The organism is Burkholderia orbicola (genome assembly GCF_900100915.1).
Classification (GTDB): Bacteria; Pseudomonadota; Gammaproteobacteria; order Burkholderiales; family Burkholderiaceae; genus Burkholderia; species Burkholderia orbicola.
Window position 1 is genome coordinate 805,503 of the sequence record NZ_FNKW01000001.1, and the last position, 18,998, is coordinate 824,500.

Below are 18,998 nucleotides of genomic sequence, written 5' to 3' on the forward strand. Positions count from 1 at the left end.
GTTACGGCGTGCCCGAAAGTGCAACAGGGCGTAAGACGCGCACGGCGGCGGATGCCGCCGTGCGGAGGGACACGCGCCAAGCGTCAGGCTTGCGGAATCTCGATCTTCACTTCGAGGACTTCGAGATCGTCCTGGCGCTCGAGGCTCACGCGGATGTCATCGTCCGAAATATGAACGTACTTCGAGATGACCGCGACGAGTTCTTTCTGCAGCGCCGGCAGGTAATCGGCCGGCGGCCGGCCGCCGACCCGCTCGTGCGCGATGATGAGCTGCAGGCGCTCCTTCGCGACCGATGCGGACTTCTTCTTCTCGCCGAGGAGAAACGAAAGGATGGACATGGGCGGCCTCCGTTACTTGCTGCCGAAGAGGCGCTGCAGCAGGCCCGGCTTCTGGTAATCGGTGAAGCGCAGCGGCTTGTCCTCGCCGAGGAAACGGGCGACGACGTCCTTGTACGCTTCCGCGACGTCCGTGCCGTCGATATGCACGGCCGGCAAACCCTGGTTCGACGCGTGCAGCACGGCTTCCGATTCGGGCACCACGCCGATCAGCTTGATGCGCAGGATCTCGCTGATGTCCTCGAGCGACAGCATCTCGCCTTCGCTCACCCGCTTCGGGCTGTAACGCGTGATCAGCAGGTGTTCCTTGATCGGCTCCTTGCCTTCGGTCGCGCGCTTCGTCTTCGACGACAGGATGCCGAGAATGCGGTCCGAGTCGCGCACCGACGATACTTCCGGATTCGTGACGATCAGCGCTTCATCCGCGAAGTACATCGCGTGCAGCGCGCCGGCTTCGATACCGGCCGGCGAATCGCAGACGATGTATTCGAAGTCCATCGCGACGAGATCGTTCAGCACCTTCTCGACGCCGTCGCGCGTCAGCGCATCCTTGTCGCGCGTCTGCGACGCCGGCAGGATGAACAGGTTCTCGCACTTCTTGTCCTTGATCAGCGCCTGGTTCAGGTTCGCTTCGCCCTGGATCACGTTCACGAGGTCATACACGACGCGACGCTCGCAGCCCATGATGAGATCGAGGTTGCGCAGGCCGACGTCGAAGTCGATCACGGCCGTCTTGTGGCCGCGCAGCGCGAGACCCGACGCGAAGCTCGCGCTCGTCGTCGTCTTGCCCACGCCGCCCTTGCCCGAGGTCACCACGATGATTTTTGCCATTTACCCAATACCCTGTGTTCGTCAATGAGAGCCGATCGATCCGGAGCGCACCGCGTGAATTACGTCAGGCGCAGCGGTTCGATCATCAGTTTTTCCTCTTCGAGCCGGATCTGCACCGATTTGCCCAGTACGTCGGCGGGCAGCGGGTTCTCGGTCGTTCGATAGATACCCGCGATCGAAATCAGTTCCGGTTCGAGACACGTGCAGAAAATGCGCGCGTCGTGGTTGCCGTGCACGCCCGCGAGCGCGCGGCCGCGCAGCGGCGCGTAGATGTGGATATTGCCTTCCGCGATGATTTCCGCGCCGTGACTGACCGGCGCGAGCACCACGAGGTCTCCTTTCGCGTAAATCTGCTGCCCCGAACGCAACGGCCGGTCGATCACCAGCGTCTGGCCGCCGGCCTGCACGAGCGTCGGCGCGGGCTCCGACGGCTGTTCGGGCGCCGCTGCGGCTGCCGGAGCGGCGGCGGTCTCGACGGCTGGCACGGCCGCCGGTTCCGCTTCGTCGGCAGGTTTCGCGGCCGGCGCGCGGCGATCGCGCGCCTCCAGCAACGGCAGGCCGGCTTCCCCCGCCCAGCCCTGCGTTGCCAGCGCGACGACGCCCACCGGACGCATCCGCACGTCGTTCAGCATCTGGCGGATGTCCGCGAGCGCGACGCGTTCGCCGTCAGCCAGGCGGCGGACGTCGATCGCGACGACATCGTCGGCGAAAAACTCGGGAGTCGCTTCGAAGCGCTTGACCAGTTCGGCACGCAACGCATCGAGATCGGTCGTCTTCACGGTGAACAGCAACGTATCGACCGATCCGCTGCGCAGCTCGAAGAATGGCGATTTTTTAAGCGACATGGACACTCTGCAAAAATTTTTTGCGTATTTTACAGGCGTCCACGCGTGCGGCCATTATTTTTGGGACTCGGGGTTGCTGCGGCCCGGGCGGACGCGCAACCGGCAGGCGGGCGGGCCGGCGGGCGATCGGGCTTTCATCGCGCCGCGCGGGGCTGGGGATGTCGAGGCCGCGTCAGTGCTTCACCTGCGACACGAACAGCGATTTCATCGCGCCGGGCATCCGCGCGATCGGCGCATGTTCGCCGGTGTTGCCGAAACCCGCGCGCTCGTAGAAGCGGACCGCGTTGCGGTTCGCGTCGGCGATCCACGCGTAAACGTCGGTGGCGCCGCGCTCGGCGAGCCATGCGGTAGCCGTCTCCAGCAGCAGCACGCCGCCGCGCAGGTGACGCACCGCATGCGCGACCCACAGTTCGCTGACGAACGCGCGCCGATCGGGCGTGTTGTCGAAATACGCGCCGATCATGCCGGCCGGATGGCCTTCGGTGTACAGCAGGAAAGTCGTCGACTCGTCAGAGACGGCGCGCTGCGCGGCGATCGCCGACGCTGCGTCCGCTTCGACGGTCAGCAATTCGGCCTCCGGCGCTTCGCCGGGCGCGTAGGGCTCACGCAGCGATGCAGCGCGGAGTTCGCGATACACGCCGCCCTGATCGGCAGCGATACGACGAACGGTCAAGGTCGAACTCATGCAGGCACAGCCCCCTTCGGACAGCAAGCTATTAGCTTCAACCGAAAGCGGGGCATGAGTCAAATCGTAATTTTCAAACGCCGGCGCGGATCGAAAGGCGGCACATGCGATCCGCGGCGACACGCATCGATTGGTGTGCAGTTGCAGCATCGGTGCGCGGACGCTGGCTGCCGGCGGGTGAACATGCGGCCGTCATCGGACGGATCGTCTCGTTCTCCTTGCGATGCGCGGTCATCCGGTTTTGAGCCGCATAACATTGCGTCGCTGCGACCGTAATGCTCCGTAATATAAGCCAACAAAAAACACGCCGCGCCCATACTTCACCGGCCGCTTTATTGCGATGCAACATTTGTTGCAGCCCCTTCACACCGGCGTGGGTCGCCGCACGTCGAGCCATTCGTCCGACAAACGACGCACCCGCCTGCGCGCCAATCCGCGTCAGCCGCATGTTTCAATCAGCGCGCGTCGGCCCGCAGCGGCCCGCATTGCGCGCGGCCCGTCGTTTGGAGCGCCAAGCCTAGCGCCGGAGTTTGGCAAGCGCGCGCACCGGTCGTATAACAGGCAGAACCGGACGACGATCCGGTGCCCCCGCGCGCGTCGCGGACCACGAGGATTCGAACAAACTTGCATGCGGCCGCCCGCGGGCCGGCCGACTGGAGGGAGACAATGGCAATGACCAATGCACCGGCTTCGGGCTGGTCGGATGGCAAGCGTTATCTGTGGCTGCTCGGCGCGCTGACGATCACGCTGCCGATCCTCGCCGCACAGCTCGCGCTGTCGACGGGCCTTCACGTGTTCTGGTGGTTCGGCCCGCTGTTCGCGTTCGGCGTGATCCCGATCCTCGACACGCTGATCGGCGACGATCGCGACAATCCGCCCGAAGCCGTCGTGCCGCACCTCGAACGCGAACGCTATTACCGGTACATCGTTTATCTCGCGACTTTCGTCGAATACGTCGCGTTCTTCATGTGCGTGTGGATCGTCGGCACGCATGCGCTCGCGTGGTACGACTACGTCGGCTTCGCGCTGTCGCTCGGCGCCGCGACGGGCATCTCGATCAATACCGCGCACGAGCTCGGGCACAAGACCGACCGCTTCGAACGCTGGCTCGCGAAGATCACGCTGGCGCCGGTCGCGTACGGCCACTTCTACGTCGAGCACAATCGCGGCCATCACGTGCGCGTCGCGACCGCCGAGGACCCGGCAAGCGCGCGCTACGGCGAGTCGTTCTGGGCGTTCCTGCCACGCACGGTGGCGGGCAGCATCCGCTCCGCGTGGCGGCTCGAGAAAGGCCGCCTCGAGCGGCTCGGACATTCGCCGTGGACCTGGCGCAACGAAGTGCTGCACGCGTGGGCGATGACCGCCGTCGTATGGGGCCTCGCGATCGCGCTGGCCGGCAAGGTCGTGATCCCGTTCCTCGTGATCCAGGCCGTCTACGGCGCGTCGCTGCTCGAGGTGGTGAACTACGTCGAGCACTACGGGCTCGGCCGTCGCAAGCTGCCGAGCGGCCGCTACGAACGCTGCACGCCGCAGCATTCGTGGAACAGCAATCACGTCGTCACGAACCTGTTCCTGTACCAGTTGCAGCGACACGCCGACCATCACGCGAATCCGACGCGCTCTTACCAGGCGTTGCGCCACTTCGACGATGCGCCGCAATTGCCGGCCGGCTACGCGACGATGATCCTGTTCGCGTACGTGCCGCCGCTCTGGTATCGCGTGATGAATCCACGCGTCGTTGCGCACTATCGCGGTGACATGGCGCAATCGAACATCAAGCCGTCGATCCGCGACAAGGTGCTGGCGCAGTATCCGGCGGCGGCGTGATGGTTCGGTGAGGACTGTGTAGAAGGTGGACGCCGCTTGAAACGGTCGGCGCACCGGCTTCCGGTTTGGCACGCGTGCGCGGTCCGGCAGCCATACGACAACTGTCAGGACTTCCGACGGCCGGTTCGTCACGGGGCGATGGCGTTCATCATGCAGCCAGGCTGCATCGACGATGCGACACGATCCGTGCGCGCCGGCGACCCAAAACGAAAAACCCCTTGATCCTTCCGGATCAAGGGGCTTCGTATTTTGGCGGAGAGGGTGGGATTCGAACCCACGGTACGGGGAAACCGTACGCCTGATTTCGAGTCAGGTACATTCGACCACTCTGCCACCTCTCCTTCCTTACTGCATTTCGCGGCTGGTCGTTTCCGCGAGAAAAAGATTATAAGACGATCGCTTCGCGGCTGACAAGCCCTTTCTGCAAATTTTTTTGCGAGGGCTTCGGCAGGCTCGCGTTAGGACGCCTGTGCCGGCGCGTCGATCCGCTCCATGCCGCCCATGTACGGACGCAGCACTTCCGGCACCGTGACCGAGCCGTCCGCGTTCTGGTAGTTCTCCAGCACCGCGACGAGCGTGCGGCCGACCGCGAGACCCGAACCGTTCAGCGTATGCACGAGCTCCGGCTTGCCCTGCGCGTTGCGGAACCGCGCCTGCATCCGGCGCGCCTGGAACGCCTCGGTGTTCGAGCAGCTCGAGATCTCGCGATAGGTGTTCTGCGCGGGCAGCCACACCTCGAGGTCGAACGTCTTCGCGGCCGAGAAGCCCATGTCGCCCGTGCACAGCGTGATCACGCGGTACGGCAGGCCGAGCTTCTGCAGGATCGCTTCCGCGTGGCCGACCATCTCGTCGAGCGCCGCGTACGACGTTTCCGGCGCGACGACCTGCACCATCTCGACCTTGTCGAACTGGTGCTGACGGATCATCCCGCGCGTGTCGCGGCCGTACGAACCGGCTTCCGAACGGAAGCACGGGGAATGCGCGGTGAGCTTGATCGGCAGCGCGGCGCCGTCGACGATCGACTCGCGCACGGTGTTCGTCAGCGAAATCTCGGACGTCGAGATCAGGTATTGCGTGACCGTGTTTTCCGCGCCGCCCTTCTCGACGCGGAACATGTCGTCCGCGAACTTCGGCAACTGGCCCGTGCCGTACAGGATCTCCGGGTTCACGATGTACGGCGTGTACGTTTCGGTATAGCCGTGCTGCTGCGTGTGCGTGTCGATCATGAACTGCGCGAGGGCGCGGTGCAGGCGCGCGATCGGGCCGCGCAGCATCGTGAAGCGCGCGCCGGCGAGCTTCGCGCCCGTCTCGAAATCGAGGCCGAGCGGCGTGCCGACGTCGACGTGATCCTTCACCTCGAAGTCGAACTGGCGCGGCGTGCCCCAGCGGCGCGCCTCGACGTTGTCGGCTTCGTCCTTGCCGACCGGCACGCTCTCGTGCGCGACGTTCGGCATGCCCAGCATCAGGTCGGACAGGCGCGCCTGGATCTCGCCGAGCTTGGCTTCCGACGCCTTCATGTCGTCGCCGATCCCGCCGACCTCGGCCATCACGGCCGACGTGTCCTCGCCCTTGCCCTTCATCGCGCCGATCTGCTTCGACAGGCTGTTGCGGCGCGCCTGGAGCTCTTCGGTGTGGGTCTGGATCGCGCGGCGTTCCGCTTCGAGTGCGGAGAACGCGGCGACGTCGAGGGTGTAGCCGCGATCGGCGAGGCGCTTGGCGACGCCGTCGAGGTCTTTGCGCAGCAACTGGATGTCGAGCATGGGAGGACTTGGAAAAATCGTTGTGTAAGACGGGAATTCTAACGCACCGCGCGCCCGCCACGGCACCGTCCGGATGGACAATGCCGCAAATGGGCGACCATGGCAGTATCGCATTGGCGGTCCGCCGCATCGGCGGCCGGCGAATTGCCGCACGCCTCGCCATGACGGATCACGACACGACCGCGCCGGCTGGCGGCGACCGAATCACGCGGAGCGCCGGCTCCGCGTCACAGCACACCTGGGAATCCGATGACCATCGAACTCGACAAGGACGTACGCGACCGCGCGATCGCGTCGCTGCAACGCTATTTCACGGAAAACATGGACGAGCCGATCGGCAACATCCAGGCCGGCGCACTGCTGCATTTCTTCATTCAGGAAGTCGCGCCGGCGATCTACAACCTCGCGGTCGCCGACGCGCAGGAACGCCTGCATGCGCGGGTGGCCGAACTCGACATCGAATGCCACGAAGAGCCGTTCGAATACTGGAAGAAACAGCAACCGGCCCGCAAGCGCTGACGTCTGAGCGGCGACGCAAGTCGAACCGGCCCGCGCGGCGCCGTCAGTCCTTCTTGCCGGCCTCGCGATCGAGCTCGCGCAGCCAGGCAAGCTTCTCGGCGATCTTCGATTCGAGCCCGCGCGGCACCGGCTGGTACCAGCGCGGCTCGCGCATCCCGTCCGGCAGGTACGTCTCGCCGGCCGCGTACGCGTTCGGCTCGTCGTGCGCGTAACGATAGGCGTGACCATAGCCGAGCTCCTTCATCAGCCTGGTCGGCGCGTTGCGCAGATGCACGGGCACCTCGCGCGACTTGTCCTGCTTCACGAACGCCATCGCCTGGTTGAACGCGTTGTAGCCGGCGTTGCTCTTCGCCGCGCACGCGAGATAGATCACGGCCTGCCCGAGCGCGAGTTCGCCTTCCGGCGAGCCGAGCCGCTCGTAGGTTTCGGCCGCGTCGTTGGCGACCTGCAACGCGCGCGGGTCGGCCAGACCGATGTCTTCCCACGCCATCCGCACGATGCGCCGCGCGAGATACTTCGGGTCCGCGCCGCCGTCGATCATCCGGCAGAACCAGTACAGCGCGCCGTCCGGGCTCGAGCCGCGCACCGACTTGTGCAGCGCCGAAATCTGGTCGTAGAAGTTGTCGCCGCCCTTGTCGAAGCGCCGCGCGTTCAGCGTCATCGCATTGCTGACGAAATCGGCATCGATGGTCGCGACGCCGGCCGACGTCGCCGCCGTCTGCGCCTGTTCGAGCAGGTTCAGGAAGCGGCGCGCGTCGCCGTCCGCGTAGCCGACCAGTGTATCGATCGCCTTGTCGTCGAACGCGAGGCCGTCGAGCGCGATTTCCTGCGCGCGCCTCAGCAACTGGCGCATCTCGTCGTCGTTCAGCGACTTCAGCACGTACACCTGCGCCCGCGACAGCAATGCCGAATTGACCTCGAAACTCGGGTTTTCGGTCGTCGCGCCGATGAAGGTCACGAGGCCCGATTCGACGAACGGCAGCAGCGCATCCTGCTGCCCCTTGTTGAAGCGGTGGATCTCGTCGACGAACAGGATCGTGTGGCGACCGGTGCGGTTCAGCGTGTCCTTCGCCTGCTCCATCGACTCGCGGATGTCCTTCACGCCGCCGAGCACCGCGGACAGCGCGATGAACTCGCAGTCGAACGCGAGCGCGGTGAGCCGCGCGAGCGTCGTCTTGCCGACGCCGGGCGGCCCCCACAGGATCATCGAATGCGGCTTGCCCGATTCGAACGCGAGCCGCAGCGGCTTGCCTTCGCCCAGCAAATGCGTCTGGCCGATCACCTCGGCGAGCGTTTTCGGCCGCAGCGCCTCGGCGAGCGGGCGGCGCGGCTCGACTTGAAACAGATCGGACATGAACCCTCGCTCCACATCAAACGGTCGCGGCCGAACCGGCCGCCGGACCCGACATTATGACAGCCGCGCGAGCGCGCCGCCGGGCCCGCGGGTGCAGTGCTGACGCCCAATACCCGTGTCCTGTGCCCGCGCCGGCACCCGTGTCTCAAAACAACACGGGCCTGCCGTCGCCGGCAGGCCCGTATCGGGAAAACGTGCAACGGAGATCAGCCGTTGATCACGTCCGCGCCCTTCGGCACGACGAACTTGAACGTATCGCCCTTCAGCGGCGGGTTCGTCTGGATGTTCGTGAAGGTCAGCAGCGTGACGTTGCCGAACACGTCGTGCAGCTCCATCGCGGCGAGCGTGCCGTTGCGGAAGCCGATGCCGATCCGCTGGAACTGCGTGTCCTGCGCCTTCGGCAGCATCTCGAGCCAGTCGATGCCGCCCTTCTCGCCCGCATCGCGCAACGTGTAGTTCTTGTCGAGATCGTTGCTGCCGAACAGGATCGCGGCCGGGCTCGCGCCCAGCGCGCCGTTCAGCTTGCGCTCGGTGACCTGGTTCAGGTCGCGGTCGTACACGTAGAGCTTGTCGCCGTCGGCCTGCAGCACCTGCTGGTACGGCTTCTGGTACGTCCAGATGAACTTGCCGGGCCGCGCGAACACGAACGTGCCGCTCGAATTGTCGGTGGGCTTCGGCGCGGCCTGCGCGGCGCTCGCGCCCTTAGCCGGCGCCTTGACGATCTGCTGCGTGAAATCGCCCTTCGCCGAACGCACCTGCGACACGAAGGCCTTCAGTTGCTCGGTGCCGCCCGCGAACGCGTGCGTCGCCGCGAGCATCAGCGATGCGCCGGCGAGCGCCGCGCCGAGCCAGCGCCGCGTCGAACGAAGGGAAGGGACGAACGAAAGTTGCTGCATGATGCGGTTTTCTCCCTGGGTGGCCGGCGCTGCGGGCGCCGCGGACTCATTCCGCGTCGCGCGCCGGCACAAGAATTTCGCGGTTACCGCTCGACGACATCGCCGACACGAGCCCCGACTGCTCCATCTGCTCGAGCAGCCGCGCCGCGCGGTTGTAGCCGATCCGCAGATGGCGCTGCACGAGCGAGATCGACGCACGGCGGTTCTTGATGACGATCTCGACCGCCTGGTCGTACAGCGGATCAGACTCGCCGCCGCCTTCGCCGGTTCCCGCGCCGGCCGAGCCCTCGTCGCCGTCGGCGGTGCCGCCTTCGAGCAGGCCCTCGACGTAGTTCGGCTCGCCCTGCTCCTTGAGCTTCTCGACGACGCGATGCACCTCGTCGTCGGCAACGAACGCGCCGTGCACGCGCACCGGCAGCCCCGAGCCCGGCGGCAGGTAGAGCATGTCGCCCATCCCGAGCAGCGATTCGGCGCCCATCTGGTCGAGAATCGTGCGCGAGTCGATCTTCGACGACACCTGGAACGCGATCCGCGTCGGCACGTTCGCCTTGATCAGGCCCGTGATCACGTCGACCGACGGGCGCTGCGTCGCGAGAATCAGGTGGATGCCGGCCGCACGCGCCTTCTGCGCGATCCGCGCGATCAGCTCCTCGACCTTCTTGCCGACGACCATCATCAGGTCGGCCAGCTCGTCGATCACGACGACGATGTTCGGCAGGCGGCCAAGCGGCTCAGGATCGTCCGGCGTCAGGCTGAACGGGTTCGGGATCTTCTCCTCGCGCTTCGCCGCCTCGTCGATCTTGTTGTTGTAGCCCGCGAGGTTGCGCACGCCGAGCTTGCTCATCAGCTTGTAGCGGCGCTCCATCTCCGCGACCGTCCAGTTCAGCGCATGACCGGCCTGGCGCATGTCGGTGACGACCGGGCACAGCAGGTGCGGAATGCCTTCGTAGACGCTCATTTCGAGCATCTTCGGATCGATCAGGATCAGGCGCACCTGCTCGGCGGTGGCCTTGTACAGCAGCGACAGGATCATCGCGTTGATCCCGACCGACTTGCCCGAGCCGGTCGTACCGGCCACCAGCAGGTGCGGCATCTTCGCGAGATCCGCGCACACCGGCTTGCCGCCGATGTCCTTGCCGAGGCTCAGCGTCAGCGCCGACGACGCGGCCGCATACACCTCGGAGCCGATGATCTCGGACAGGTGCACCGTCTGGCGGCGCTGGTTCGGCAGCTCGAGCGCCATGTAGTTCTTGCCGGGGATCGTCTCGACCACGCGGATCGACACGAGCGACAGCGAGCGCGCGAGATCCTTCGCGAGATTGACGATCTGGCTGCCCTTCACGCCGGTGGCCGGCTCGATCTCGTAGCGCGTGACGACCGGGCCCGGATACGCGGCGACGACGCTCGCCTCGACGCCGAAGTCCTTCAGCTTCTTCTCGATCAGGCGCGACGTGAATTCGAGCGTATCGGCGGAAATCGCTTCCTGCGTCTTCGGCGCGGGGTCGAGCAGCGACACCGGCGGCAGCGTCGAATCGCCCGGCAGGTCGGTGAACAGCGGCACCTGGCGCTCGCGCTCGACGCGCTCGGACTTCGCCGGCGTGACGACCGGCGGCACGATCGTCACCGGCTCGTGATCCTCGATGCGCACGCGCTCCTCTTCGACCTTGCCTTCGCGGCGCACCGCCGCGGCCTCGCCGAGCTTGCGGTCGCGCTCGGCCTCGCGGCGCAGTTTCGCGACGTTGACGGCCGACAGGATCGCGCCGCCGACGCGCTCGGCGACCGACAGCCACGAGAAGCGGAAATACAGCGACAGGCCGATCGCGAGCGCGATCAGCAGCAGCAGCGTGCCGCCCGTGAAGCCGAACGCATGCGACATCGCGCCCGCGACGGCCTCGCCGACGACGCCGCCCGGCGCACGCGGCAGTTGCACCTTCAGCGACCACATGCGCAGCGCCTCGATGCCGTCGCACGCGAGCACGACCAGCACGAACGCAAAGATTTCGGTGAGCCAGCCGATCGGCCGCTCCGGTTCGTCGGGAATCGCCTCGTGGCGCGTGATGCGGCGGTAGTTGACGGCGATGCGCCGCCCGAGCGGCACGATCAGCCAGTAAGCCGACAGGCCGAACAGCAGCAGGATGATGTCGGCCGTCCACGCGCCGACGCGGCCGGCCCAGTTCGAGATGTGATCGACCTGGGCGGCGTGCGTCCAGCTCGGATCGCGCCGGCTGTAGCTCAGCAGGGCCATCACCAGAAAGGCGCAGAGCGCGACCTGGAGAATCCAGCGGATCTCCGTGAGGAGCTTCGACATCCGGTGCGGCAACGCCTGTGCCGGGGCGGAATAAGGAGCTTTTGCCATGAATCCGTATAAAGAGGACGGGCCGTGCGCCCGCCTGTCGTTCGATCGCGCTTATTGTAAACGCTGCACCGCGCCGCCAAGTGTAAATGACGGTTACATAAGAGGGCCGGGGTGTCCAACCAACGCCGCGGGCAACCGCAAGCCGGCCGGCGGTCCGTGCCTGCGGCAACACGCGTCGCCCGCCGGCCGCCTGCCGTGCGGCGCGCTGCCCCGTCCGGCCGGCACGCCCCGAGACGCTATCGGCGCGATTGAAACTCTCGTTCGGCAGCGCAGCAACGGGGCCTTTATAATGCGCGTCTGATACCCATCTATGACGGCATCCCGGTCAACCCGGATCGCACGGCGAGCCCTACCCCGCCCGCCGGCCGCCTTTTACGGATTCGCACATGTCCACGCCCAAACACGCCAAAGTCCTGATTCTCGGTTCCGGCCCCGCCGGCTACACGGCCGCCGTCTACGCGGCACGCGCCAACCTGTCCCCGGTGCTGATCACCGGCATCGCGCAGGGCGGCCAGCTGATGACCACGACCGACGTCGAAAACTGGCCGGCTGACGCGAAAGGCGTGCAAGGTCCGGAGCTGATGGCGCGCTTCCAGGAGCACGCGGAGCGCTTCAACACCGAAATCGTGTTCGACCACATCCATACCGCGAAACTGCACGAGCAGCCGATCCGCCTGATCGGCGACTCGGGCGAATACACGTGCGATTCGCTGATCATCGCGACCGGCGCGTCCGCGCAGTATCTCGGCCTGCCGTCCGAGGAAGCGTTCATGGGCAAGGGCGTGTCGGCCTGCGCGACCTGCGACGGCTTCTTCTATCGCAATCAGGAAGTCGCGGTGATCGGCGGCGGCAACACGGCCGTCGAGGAAGCGCTCTACCTGACCGGCATCGCGAAGAAGGTCACCGTGATCCACCGCCGCGACAAGTTCCGCGCGGAGCCGATCCTGATCGACCGCCTGCTGGAGAAGCAAAAGGAAGGCGTCGTCGACATCAAGTGGGATCACGTGCTCGACGAGGTGACGGGCGAGGAGTCCGGCGTCACGGGCCTGCGCATCAAGAACGTGAAGACCGGCGCGACGGAAGACCTGCTCGTACAGGGCGTGTTCGTTGCGATCGGCCACAAGCCGAACACCGACCTGTTCCAGGGCCAACTCGAGATGAAGGACGGCTACATCCTGACGAAGAGCGGCCTGCAAGGCAATGCGACGTCGACGAGCGTGCCGGGCGTGTTCGCCGCGGGCGACGTGCAGGACAACGTGTACCGCCAGGCGATCACCAGCGCGGGCACCGGCTGCATGGCCGCACTCGACGCGCAGCGCTACCTCGAAAGCCTGCACGACAAGAAGTAAGCCGGAAGCCTTTTCGCGGCGGGCGCTACAATGGCGTCCGCTGCCGCGAAGCAGGCTCGACCGGAAAGCCGCTGCCGCCGCGCAGCGGCTTTTTTTGTGCCCGCGCGCCCGAACGCGCCTGCCCCGTTACCGAATCATGGCGAAGAACCAGCCCCATCCGAGCGATCCCGCGAAGCGGAAGATCGCTGCCCGTCCCGTGACCCCGGCGCCCGAGGCGCCGCCGCCCGTGCCCGACGCGGCCGCGTTGCGCGGCCAGGGCCTCGCGGGCCTCGGCGCGTTGCGCAAGTCGCTGCAAGGCGAAGCCGACCGTCGCGAACGCGCGCGCATCGAAACCGCTCAGGCCGAGCGCAAGGCGGAAGCCGACGCGAACCTGTTCCGCAACGAAATCGGCACGATCCGGCCGCTGAACGCGCCGCCGCGCGCGTCGTCGGGCCGCATGCCGCCCGACCCGGTGCCGAAACAGACGCAGCGCGACGAGGAAGCCGTGCTGAACGCGACACTGTCCGACGAATTCGATCCCGAAACGCTGCTCGACAGCGACGACTCGCTGTATTACCACCGCCCCGGCATCAGCCGCGACGTCGTGCGCAAGCTGCGTAGCGGCGCGTGGATCGTGCAGGCGCAGATCGACCTGCACGGCATGCGGCGCGACGAAGCGCGCGATGCGCTCGCCGAATTCATCCGCGAAGCCGGCAAGAAAGGGCTGCGCTGCCTGCGCGTGATTCACGGCAAGGGGCTCGGCTCGATCGGCAAGGAACCGGTGCTGAAGGGCAAGGTGCGCGCGTGGCTCGTGCAGAAGGAAGAAGTGATCGCGTTCTGCGAGGCGCGCGGCCACGACGGCGGCGCGGGCGCGGTGCTCGTGCTGCTGCAGCCGCACGCGGCGCCGGCCGACCGGGGGCCGCGTGCCGCATCCTAGGCTGACGCTCGCGATCGCGATACTGGAGGCGATCGCCACGCTGGCCTTCGCGATTTCGGGGTTCATCGAGGCGCGCAAGAACCGCCTCGACTCGGTCGGCACGTTCGTCGTCGCGCTCGCGACCGCCTTCGGCGGCGGCACGCTGCGCGACATCCTGCTCGAGCGCCGGCCGTTCTACTGGGTCGTGCACGACGACTACGTGATCGCGATCTTCGTGCTCGCGCTGTTCGCGCCGTTCGTGCTGCGAATGCTGTCGCGGCTGTCGGCCGAACGGCTGCTGCTGATCGCCGACGCGATCGGGCTCGGCATCTTCAGCATCTCGGGCACGTCGATCGCGCTCGACGCCGAGATGCCGCGCTTCATCGCGGTGATGATGGGCGTGATCACCGGCGTGGTCGGCGGGATCGTCCGCGACGTGCTGTGCAACGACATCCCGCTGATCCTGCGCGATTCGCGGCCGTACGCGACCTGCGCGTTCGTCGGCTGCTGGTTCTACCTGCTGCTCGTGTGGCTCCAGTTCGACTCGGTGTACAGCGTGCTGCTCGCCACCGGCTTCATCCTCGTCGCGCGGCTCGCGACGTTCAAGTTCGACGTGCGGTTGCCGCATTGACCGGCGCATCCGCGGACGAATCATCCGCATCGCCGAAACGAAAAAGGGGCCGTTCAAAAACGGCCCCTTCGTCGTTCATTCAGCGCAAGCGTCGCGTCACGCGATCCGCTCTTCCGACGCCGGATCGAACAGCACGGCCTTCGACACGTCGAACAGCAGCGACTGCGTCTGCCCCGGCTGCGGGTTCGCGGCCGGATGCACGCGGCTCACGATCCGCTTGCCGTTCACCTGCGCGAACACGTGCGTGTCCGGCCCGGTCGGCTCGGTCACGTCGACGCGCACGTCGATCGGCTGCAGATTCAACGCCTCGCCGTTGTGCGCGTTGCGCGCGTCGGTGATGCGCTCCGGACGCAGGCCCAGGATCACCTCGCGGCCGACGTGCGACTTGAGCTTCGCCGCGTCGAACGGCAGGATCAGCGCGCTGCGCGCGAGGCCCGTGTCGATCTCGAGCGCGATTCCGCCGCCCTGCTCGACCAGCTTGCCGTTGATGAAGTTCATCGGCGGCGCGCCGATGAAGCCCGCGACGAACAGGTTCGACGGCGAATCGTAGATGTCCTGCGGCGCGCCGAACTGCTGGACCACGCCGTCCTTCATCACCGCGATCCGGTCGCCGAGCGTCATCGCCTCGATCTGGTCGTGCGTCACGTAGACGATCGTCGTGCCGAGACGCTGGTGCAGCAGCTTGATTTCCGCGCGCATCTCGATGCGCAGCTTCGCGTCGAGGTTCGACAGCGGTTCGTCGAACAAGAACAGCGACGGATCGCGTGCGAGCGCGCGGCCCATCGCGACACGCTGCCGCTGGCCGCCCGACAGTTGGCCCGGCTTGCGGTCGAGCAGGTGCTGGATCTGCAGCATCGCCGACACGCGGTCGACGATCTGCTGCTGCTCGCTCTTCGGCACCTTGCGGATGTTCAGCCCGAACGAGATGTTCTCGCGCACCGTCATCGACGGATACAGCGCATACGACTGGAACACCATCGCGATATCGCGATCCTTGGGCGACAGGTCGTTGACGACCTTGCCGTCGATGCAGATCTCGCCGCTCGTGACCGTCTCGAGCCCGGCGATCATGTTGAGCAGCGTCGATTTCCCGCAGCCCGAGCCGCCGACCAGGATCAGGAACTGTCCGTCCTCGATCTCGATGTCGACACCCTTCAGGACCGGCACCCCGTTCGGGTAGGTCTTGTACACGTCACGGATGGAAAGGCTTGCCATGCTGTGAATCCTCTGTCTCGTCTCGCGCGGCGCACTCGGGCGCCGCGTCGGGTTCGTTTCGATGCGCCGCGCGTGGTGCGCGGCCGGTTCGTCGTATCGGATGAAGCCGCGCTTACCCCTTCACCGCGCCTGCCGTCAGCCCGCGCACGAAGTAGCGGCCGGCGACGATGTAGACGAGCAGCGTCGGCAGCGCGGCGATGATCGCGCCGGCCATGTCGACGTTGTATTCCTTCACGCCCGTCGACGTGTTGACGAGGTTGTTCAGCGCGACCGTGATCGGCATCGAGTCGACGCCGGAGAACACGATCCCGAACAGGAAGTCGTTCCAGATCTGCGTGAATTGCCAGATCAGGCACACCATGAAGATCGGCAGCGACACCGGCAGCAGGATCTTCGTGAAGATCGTGAAGAAGCCCGCGCCGTCGATGCGCGCGGCCTTCACGAGTTCGGCCGGCACGCTCACGTAGAAGTTGCGGAAGAACATCGTCGTGAACGCGATCCCGTACACGACGTGCACGAACACGAGGCCCGGAATCGTGTTGGCGAGGCCGAGCATCCCCTGCAGGCGCGCCATCGGCAGCAGGATCACCTGGAACGGGATGAAGCAGCCGACCAGCATCATCGTGAACAGCGCGTCCGCGCCGCGAAAGCGCCAGTGCGTGAGCACGTAGCCGTTGAACGCGCCGATCAGCGACGAGATCAGCACGGCCGGAATCACCATCTGCAGCGAGTTCAGGAAGAACGGCTTCATCCCGTCGCAGCGCACGCCGGTACAGGCGCCGCTCCAGGCCTTCACCCACGGATCGACGGTCCACGAGGTGGGCGGCGTCAGCAGGTTGCCGGTGCGCAACTGGTCGAGGTCCTTGAACGACGTCGACAGCATCACGTAGATCGGGAACAGGAAATACAGCGCGAACAGGATCAGTGCCGCATAGATCACTGCCCGGCTGATCGTCATCTTAGGCTGCATTGCGGGTGCTCCTCGATTCCATATACATCAGCGGCACCAGCACCGCGACCACGGTCGCGAGCATCATCACCGAGGACGCCGCGCCGAGCCCGAGCTGGCCGCGGTTGAACGAAAACGTGTACATGAACATGGCCGGCAACGACGACGACGTGCCCGGGCCGCCCGCCGTCAGCGCGACGACGAGGTCGAAGGTCTTGATCGTGATGTGGCAGAGGATCAGCAGCACCGAGAAGAACACCGGGCGCATGCTCGGGATCACGATCTTGCGGTAGATGGTCGGCAGCGTCGCGCCGTCGACCTGCGCGGCCTTGAAGATCTCGCCGTCGACACCGCGCAGCCCCGCGAGGAACAGCGCCATCACGAAGCCGGTCGACTGCCACACGGCCGCGATCACCACGCAGAAGATCGCCTTGTCCGGATCGTCGAGCCAGCCGAACGAGAAACTCGTCCAGCCCCAGTCGTGCATCACCTTCTCGAGGCCGAGGCCCGGATTCAGGATCCACTGCCACGCGGTGCCGGTGACGATGAACGACAGCGCCATCGGGTACAGGAAGATCGCGCGCAGCGCGCCTTCGTTGCGAATCCGCTGGTCGAGCAGGATCGCGAGGAACAGCCCGAGGCCGACGCAGATCGCGATGAACGGAATCCCGAACCAGCCGAGGTTCGCGGCGGAGGTCCACCACACGTCGTTCTGGAACAGGTCCGTGTAACGGCCGAAGCCGTCGAATTCGTAGTTGGGCAACAGCCGCGAGCGGGTCAGCGACAGATAGCCGGTAATCAGGATGAAGCCGTAGATGAACACCACGGCGATCGCGACGCTCGGCGCGAGCACGAGCTTCGGAATCCAGCGATCGGCGAAGGCCGACATCGGCGACGTACGCCGTGCGGCGGCAGCGCCGGATCCGTTTCCGCTAAGAGGGGCAGCCACTTGATTCGACTCCTGGAACGAGGGCGACGCAGGCCGGGCCGGCGCCGGGTACGACACGGGCCCGCGGGCGAGCCCGTTTGCTGCACATGCAAAAACGCCCGGCCGATGAAGCGTGTCCGGCCGGGCGCCTGGCGCGCGTTACTTGACCTTCGCGGCCTTCGCGAGCGCGGCGACCGCGCTCTTCGAATCCTGCTGCGAGTTCATGAACTTCGTCACGACGTCGGTGATCGCGCCGGCGGTCGCGTCGCCTTGCGCCATGCCGTGCGCGAGCGACGGCACGAAGCCGCCCGACTTGATCGCGGTCTGCTCGTCGGCATACGACTTCTTCGCGCAGTCGTCGAACTTGTCCATCTTCACGCCGAGACGCACCGGCACCGAGCCCTTCAGCAGGCTGAACTGCTCCTGGAACTCCGGCGTCATGATCGTCTTCGCGAGCGCGAGCTGGCCCGGCGTCGCGTTCTTCTCGCCCTTCTGCTGGAAGAACACGAACGAATCGACGTTGAACGTGTACGAATTCGCGGTGCCCGGCACCGGCGCGCAGATGTAGTCCTTGCCCGCCTTCTTGCCGGCGTTCTCGAACTCGCCCTTCGCCCAGTCGCCCATGAACTGCATGCCGGCCTTGCCGTTGATGACCATCGCGGTCGCGAGGTTCCAGTCGCGGCCGTTACGGCCGGTGTCGAAGTAGCCCTGGATCTTGCGCACCGTGTCGAACACCGACAGCATCTGCGGCGACGTCAGCGTCGCCTGGTCGAGGTCGACCAGCGCCTTCTTGTAGAACGCCGGGCCCTGCGACAGCACGACGTCTTCCCACAGCGTCAGGTCCTGCCACGGCTGGCCGCCCATCGCGACCGGCTGGATGCCCGCGGCCTTCAGCTTGTCGGCCACCGCGAAGAATTCGGGCCAGGTGGTCGGCACCTTCGCGCCGACCTTGTCGAGCGCGGCCTTGTTGATGTACAGCCAGTTGACGCGGTGCACCGAGAACGGCGCGGCGACGGTATGGCCCTTGTACTTGATGATCTTGTCGATTTCCGGCGGCAGGTTCTGCTTCCAGTCGCCGGCGGCCGAATCGATGTTGACGAGCACGCCCTGGTCGGCCCAGTCCTGGATCAGCGGGCCCTTGATCTGCGCGGCCGACGGGGAATCGCCGCTGATCACCTTGGTCTTCAGCGCGGTCATCGCCGCGGCGCCGGCGCCGCCCGCGACCGCGAAGTCCTTCCACACGTAGCCCTGCTTCTGCAGGTCGTCCTTCAGCACGCCGACGGCCTTCGACTCGCCGCCCGAGGTCCACCAGTGCAGCACGGTTACGTTCTCGGCTGCCTGCGCCGCCACGGCGCCAGCCATCAGACCCGCGGCGCAGAGCGCGCCCATGATCGAGCGAACTTTCATTACTTATCTCCTCCAGACTGAATCAACTCGTGAGGTTCCCCGACGGGGAACCGGCTTCTTGATAAACGACGGGGAAATCGAGCCGCGGGACGCATGCAGCGTACGGGGCCGATGACCGGCCGGGCTCTTACAGAAAGCGTGAATCGAGATTCAATGGCGTGTCTCCTCTTTGTGTTTCTGGCCCACCGCGATGCCGCGGCGCGAGCCCGGGGGCGA

The 18,998-nt window shown here is 66.2% G+C and carries 17 protein-coding genes and 1 tRNA gene; 5 read left to right on the forward strand and 13 right to left on the reverse strand.

The window, feature by feature from the left end; genetic code table 11:
- Positions 1 to 83: 83 nt before the first annotated feature.
- The 4 genes from minE to BLS50_RS03845 all read right to left on the reverse strand — a co-directional run bounded on the left by minE (position 84) and on the right by BLS50_RS03845 (position 2,846).
- Positions 84 to 338, reverse strand: a complete 255-nt coding sequence (minE, locus tag BLS50_RS03830; protein ID WP_006476634.1) for a cell division topological specificity factor MinE — start codon at positions 336 to 338, stop codon at positions 84 to 86.
- Between the two features lie 12 nt (positions 339 to 350).
- The gene (gene minD / locus BLS50_RS03835) at positions 351 to 1,166 is read right to left on the reverse strand and encodes a septum site-determining protein MinD (RefSeq protein WP_006476635.1); all 816 of its coding nucleotides are present in this window, start codon (positions 1,164 to 1,166) and stop codon (positions 351 to 353) included.
- A 59-nt stretch (positions 1,167 to 1,225) separates the two neighbouring features.
- The gene (gene minC / locus BLS50_RS03840) at positions 1,226 to 2,011 is read right to left on the reverse strand and encodes a septum site-determining protein MinC (protein WP_011544839.1); all 786 of its coding nucleotides are present in this window, start codon (positions 2,009 to 2,011) and stop codon (positions 1,226 to 1,228) included.
- Positions 2,012 to 2,183: 172 nt separating this feature from the next.
- A complete protein-coding gene (locus BLS50_RS03845) occupies positions 2,184 to 2,846 on the reverse strand; it encodes a GNAT family N-acetyltransferase (protein ID WP_232338790.1) in 663 nt (220 codons plus the stop codon).
- Positions 2,847 to 3,362: 516 nt separating this feature from the next.
- On the opposite strand from BLS50_RS03845, the gene BLS50_RS03855 reads away from it, so the two are divergent.
- Positions 3,363 to 4,523, forward strand: coding sequence for an alkane 1-monooxygenase (locus tag BLS50_RS03855; RefSeq protein ID WP_012328091.1), 1,161 nt, complete (start codon positions 3,363 to 3,365; stop codon positions 4,521 to 4,523).
- Positions 4,524 to 4,773: 250 nt separating this feature from the next.
- On the opposite strand, the gene BLS50_RS03860 is transcribed toward BLS50_RS03855, so the two are convergent.
- A tRNA-Ser gene (locus BLS50_RS03860) sits at positions 4,774 to 4,864 on the reverse strand.
- 117 nt (positions 4,865 to 4,981) lie between these two features.
- The gene (gene serS / locus BLS50_RS03865) at positions 4,982 to 6,283 is read right to left on the reverse strand and encodes a serine--tRNA ligase (protein ID WP_012328090.1); all 1,302 of its coding nucleotides are present in this window, start codon (positions 6,281 to 6,283) and stop codon (positions 4,982 to 4,984) included.
- A 249-nt stretch (positions 6,284 to 6,532) separates the two neighbouring features.
- On the opposite strand from serS, the gene BLS50_RS03870 reads away from it, so the two are divergent.
- Positions 6,533 to 6,802, forward strand: coding sequence for a DUF2164 domain-containing protein (locus tag BLS50_RS03870; protein WP_006476640.1), 270 nt, complete (start codon positions 6,533 to 6,535; stop codon positions 6,800 to 6,802).
- A gap of 43 nt (positions 6,803 to 6,845) precedes the next feature.
- Here the strand turns inward: BLS50_RS03870 and BLS50_RS03875 are convergent, their stop codons facing one another.
- The 3 genes from BLS50_RS03875 to BLS50_RS03885 form a co-directional block, all read right to left on the reverse strand.
- Entirely contained in the window at positions 6,846 to 8,156 is a 1,311-nt protein-coding gene (locus BLS50_RS03875; protein WP_074800879.1) for a replication-associated recombination protein A, read from the reverse strand.
- A 206-nt stretch (positions 8,157 to 8,362) separates the two neighbouring features.
- A complete protein-coding gene (gene lolA / locus BLS50_RS03880) occupies positions 8,363 to 9,052 on the reverse strand; it encodes an outer membrane lipoprotein chaperone LolA (RefSeq protein ID WP_023475207.1) in 690 nt (229 codons plus the stop codon).
- A gap of 46 nt (positions 9,053 to 9,098) precedes the next feature.
- Positions 9,099 to 11,408: a DNA translocase FtsK gene (locus BLS50_RS03885; RefSeq protein ID WP_012328086.1), complete on the reverse strand. Its 2,310-nt coding sequence runs from the start codon at positions 11,406 to 11,408 to the stop codon at positions 9,099 to 9,101.
- Positions 11,409 to 11,794: 386 nt separating this feature from the next.
- Here BLS50_RS03885 and trxB point away from each other — a divergent pair, with 386 nt between their 5' ends.
- From trxB to BLS50_RS03900, 3 genes are all read left to right on the forward strand, one after another.
- Positions 11,795 to 12,757, forward strand: a complete 963-nt coding sequence (gene trxB, locus BLS50_RS03890) for a thioredoxin-disulfide reductase (RefSeq protein ID WP_006476644.1) — start codon at positions 11,795 to 11,797, stop codon at positions 12,755 to 12,757.
- Positions 12,758 to 12,893: 136 nt separating this feature from the next.
- Positions 12,894 to 13,673 (forward strand): Smr/MutS family protein, encoded by a 780-nt coding sequence (locus BLS50_RS03895; protein ID WP_011544830.1) that lies wholly within the window; start codon positions 12,894 to 12,896, stop codon positions 13,671 to 13,673.
- Positions 13,660 to 14,283, forward strand: coding sequence for a trimeric intracellular cation channel family protein (locus tag BLS50_RS03900; RefSeq protein WP_011544829.1), 624 nt, complete (start codon positions 13,660 to 13,662; stop codon positions 14,281 to 14,283). Before BLS50_RS03895 ends, BLS50_RS03900 begins: the two co-directional genes overlap by 14 nt.
- A 96-nt stretch (positions 14,284 to 14,379) precedes the next feature.
- Here the strand turns inward: BLS50_RS03900 and BLS50_RS03905 are convergent, their stop codons facing one another.
- From BLS50_RS03905 to BLS50_RS03920, 4 genes are all read right to left on the reverse strand, one after another.
- Complete coding sequence (locus BLS50_RS03905) at positions 14,380 to 15,498, reverse strand: ABC transporter ATP-binding protein (RefSeq protein WP_074800884.1); 1,119 nt, start codon at positions 15,496 to 15,498, stop codon at positions 14,380 to 14,382.
- A 112-nt stretch (positions 15,499 to 15,610) separates the two neighbouring features.
- Positions 15,611 to 16,468: a carbohydrate ABC transporter permease gene (locus tag BLS50_RS03910; RefSeq protein ID WP_006476648.1), complete on the reverse strand. Its 858-nt coding sequence runs from the start codon at positions 16,466 to 16,468 to the stop codon at positions 15,611 to 15,613.
- The gene (locus tag BLS50_RS03915) at positions 16,458 to 17,396 is read right to left on the reverse strand and encodes a carbohydrate ABC transporter permease (RefSeq protein WP_011544827.1); all 939 of its coding nucleotides are present in this window, start codon (positions 17,394 to 17,396) and stop codon (positions 16,458 to 16,460) included. Before BLS50_RS03915 ends, BLS50_RS03910 begins: the two co-directional genes overlap by 11 nt.
- 138 nt (positions 17,397 to 17,534) lie before the next feature.
- Entirely contained in the window at positions 17,535 to 18,782 is a 1,248-nt protein-coding gene (locus BLS50_RS03920; RefSeq protein ID WP_006476650.1) for an ABC transporter substrate-binding protein, read from the reverse strand.
- Between the last annotated feature and the right edge of the window lie 216 nt (positions 18,783 to 18,998).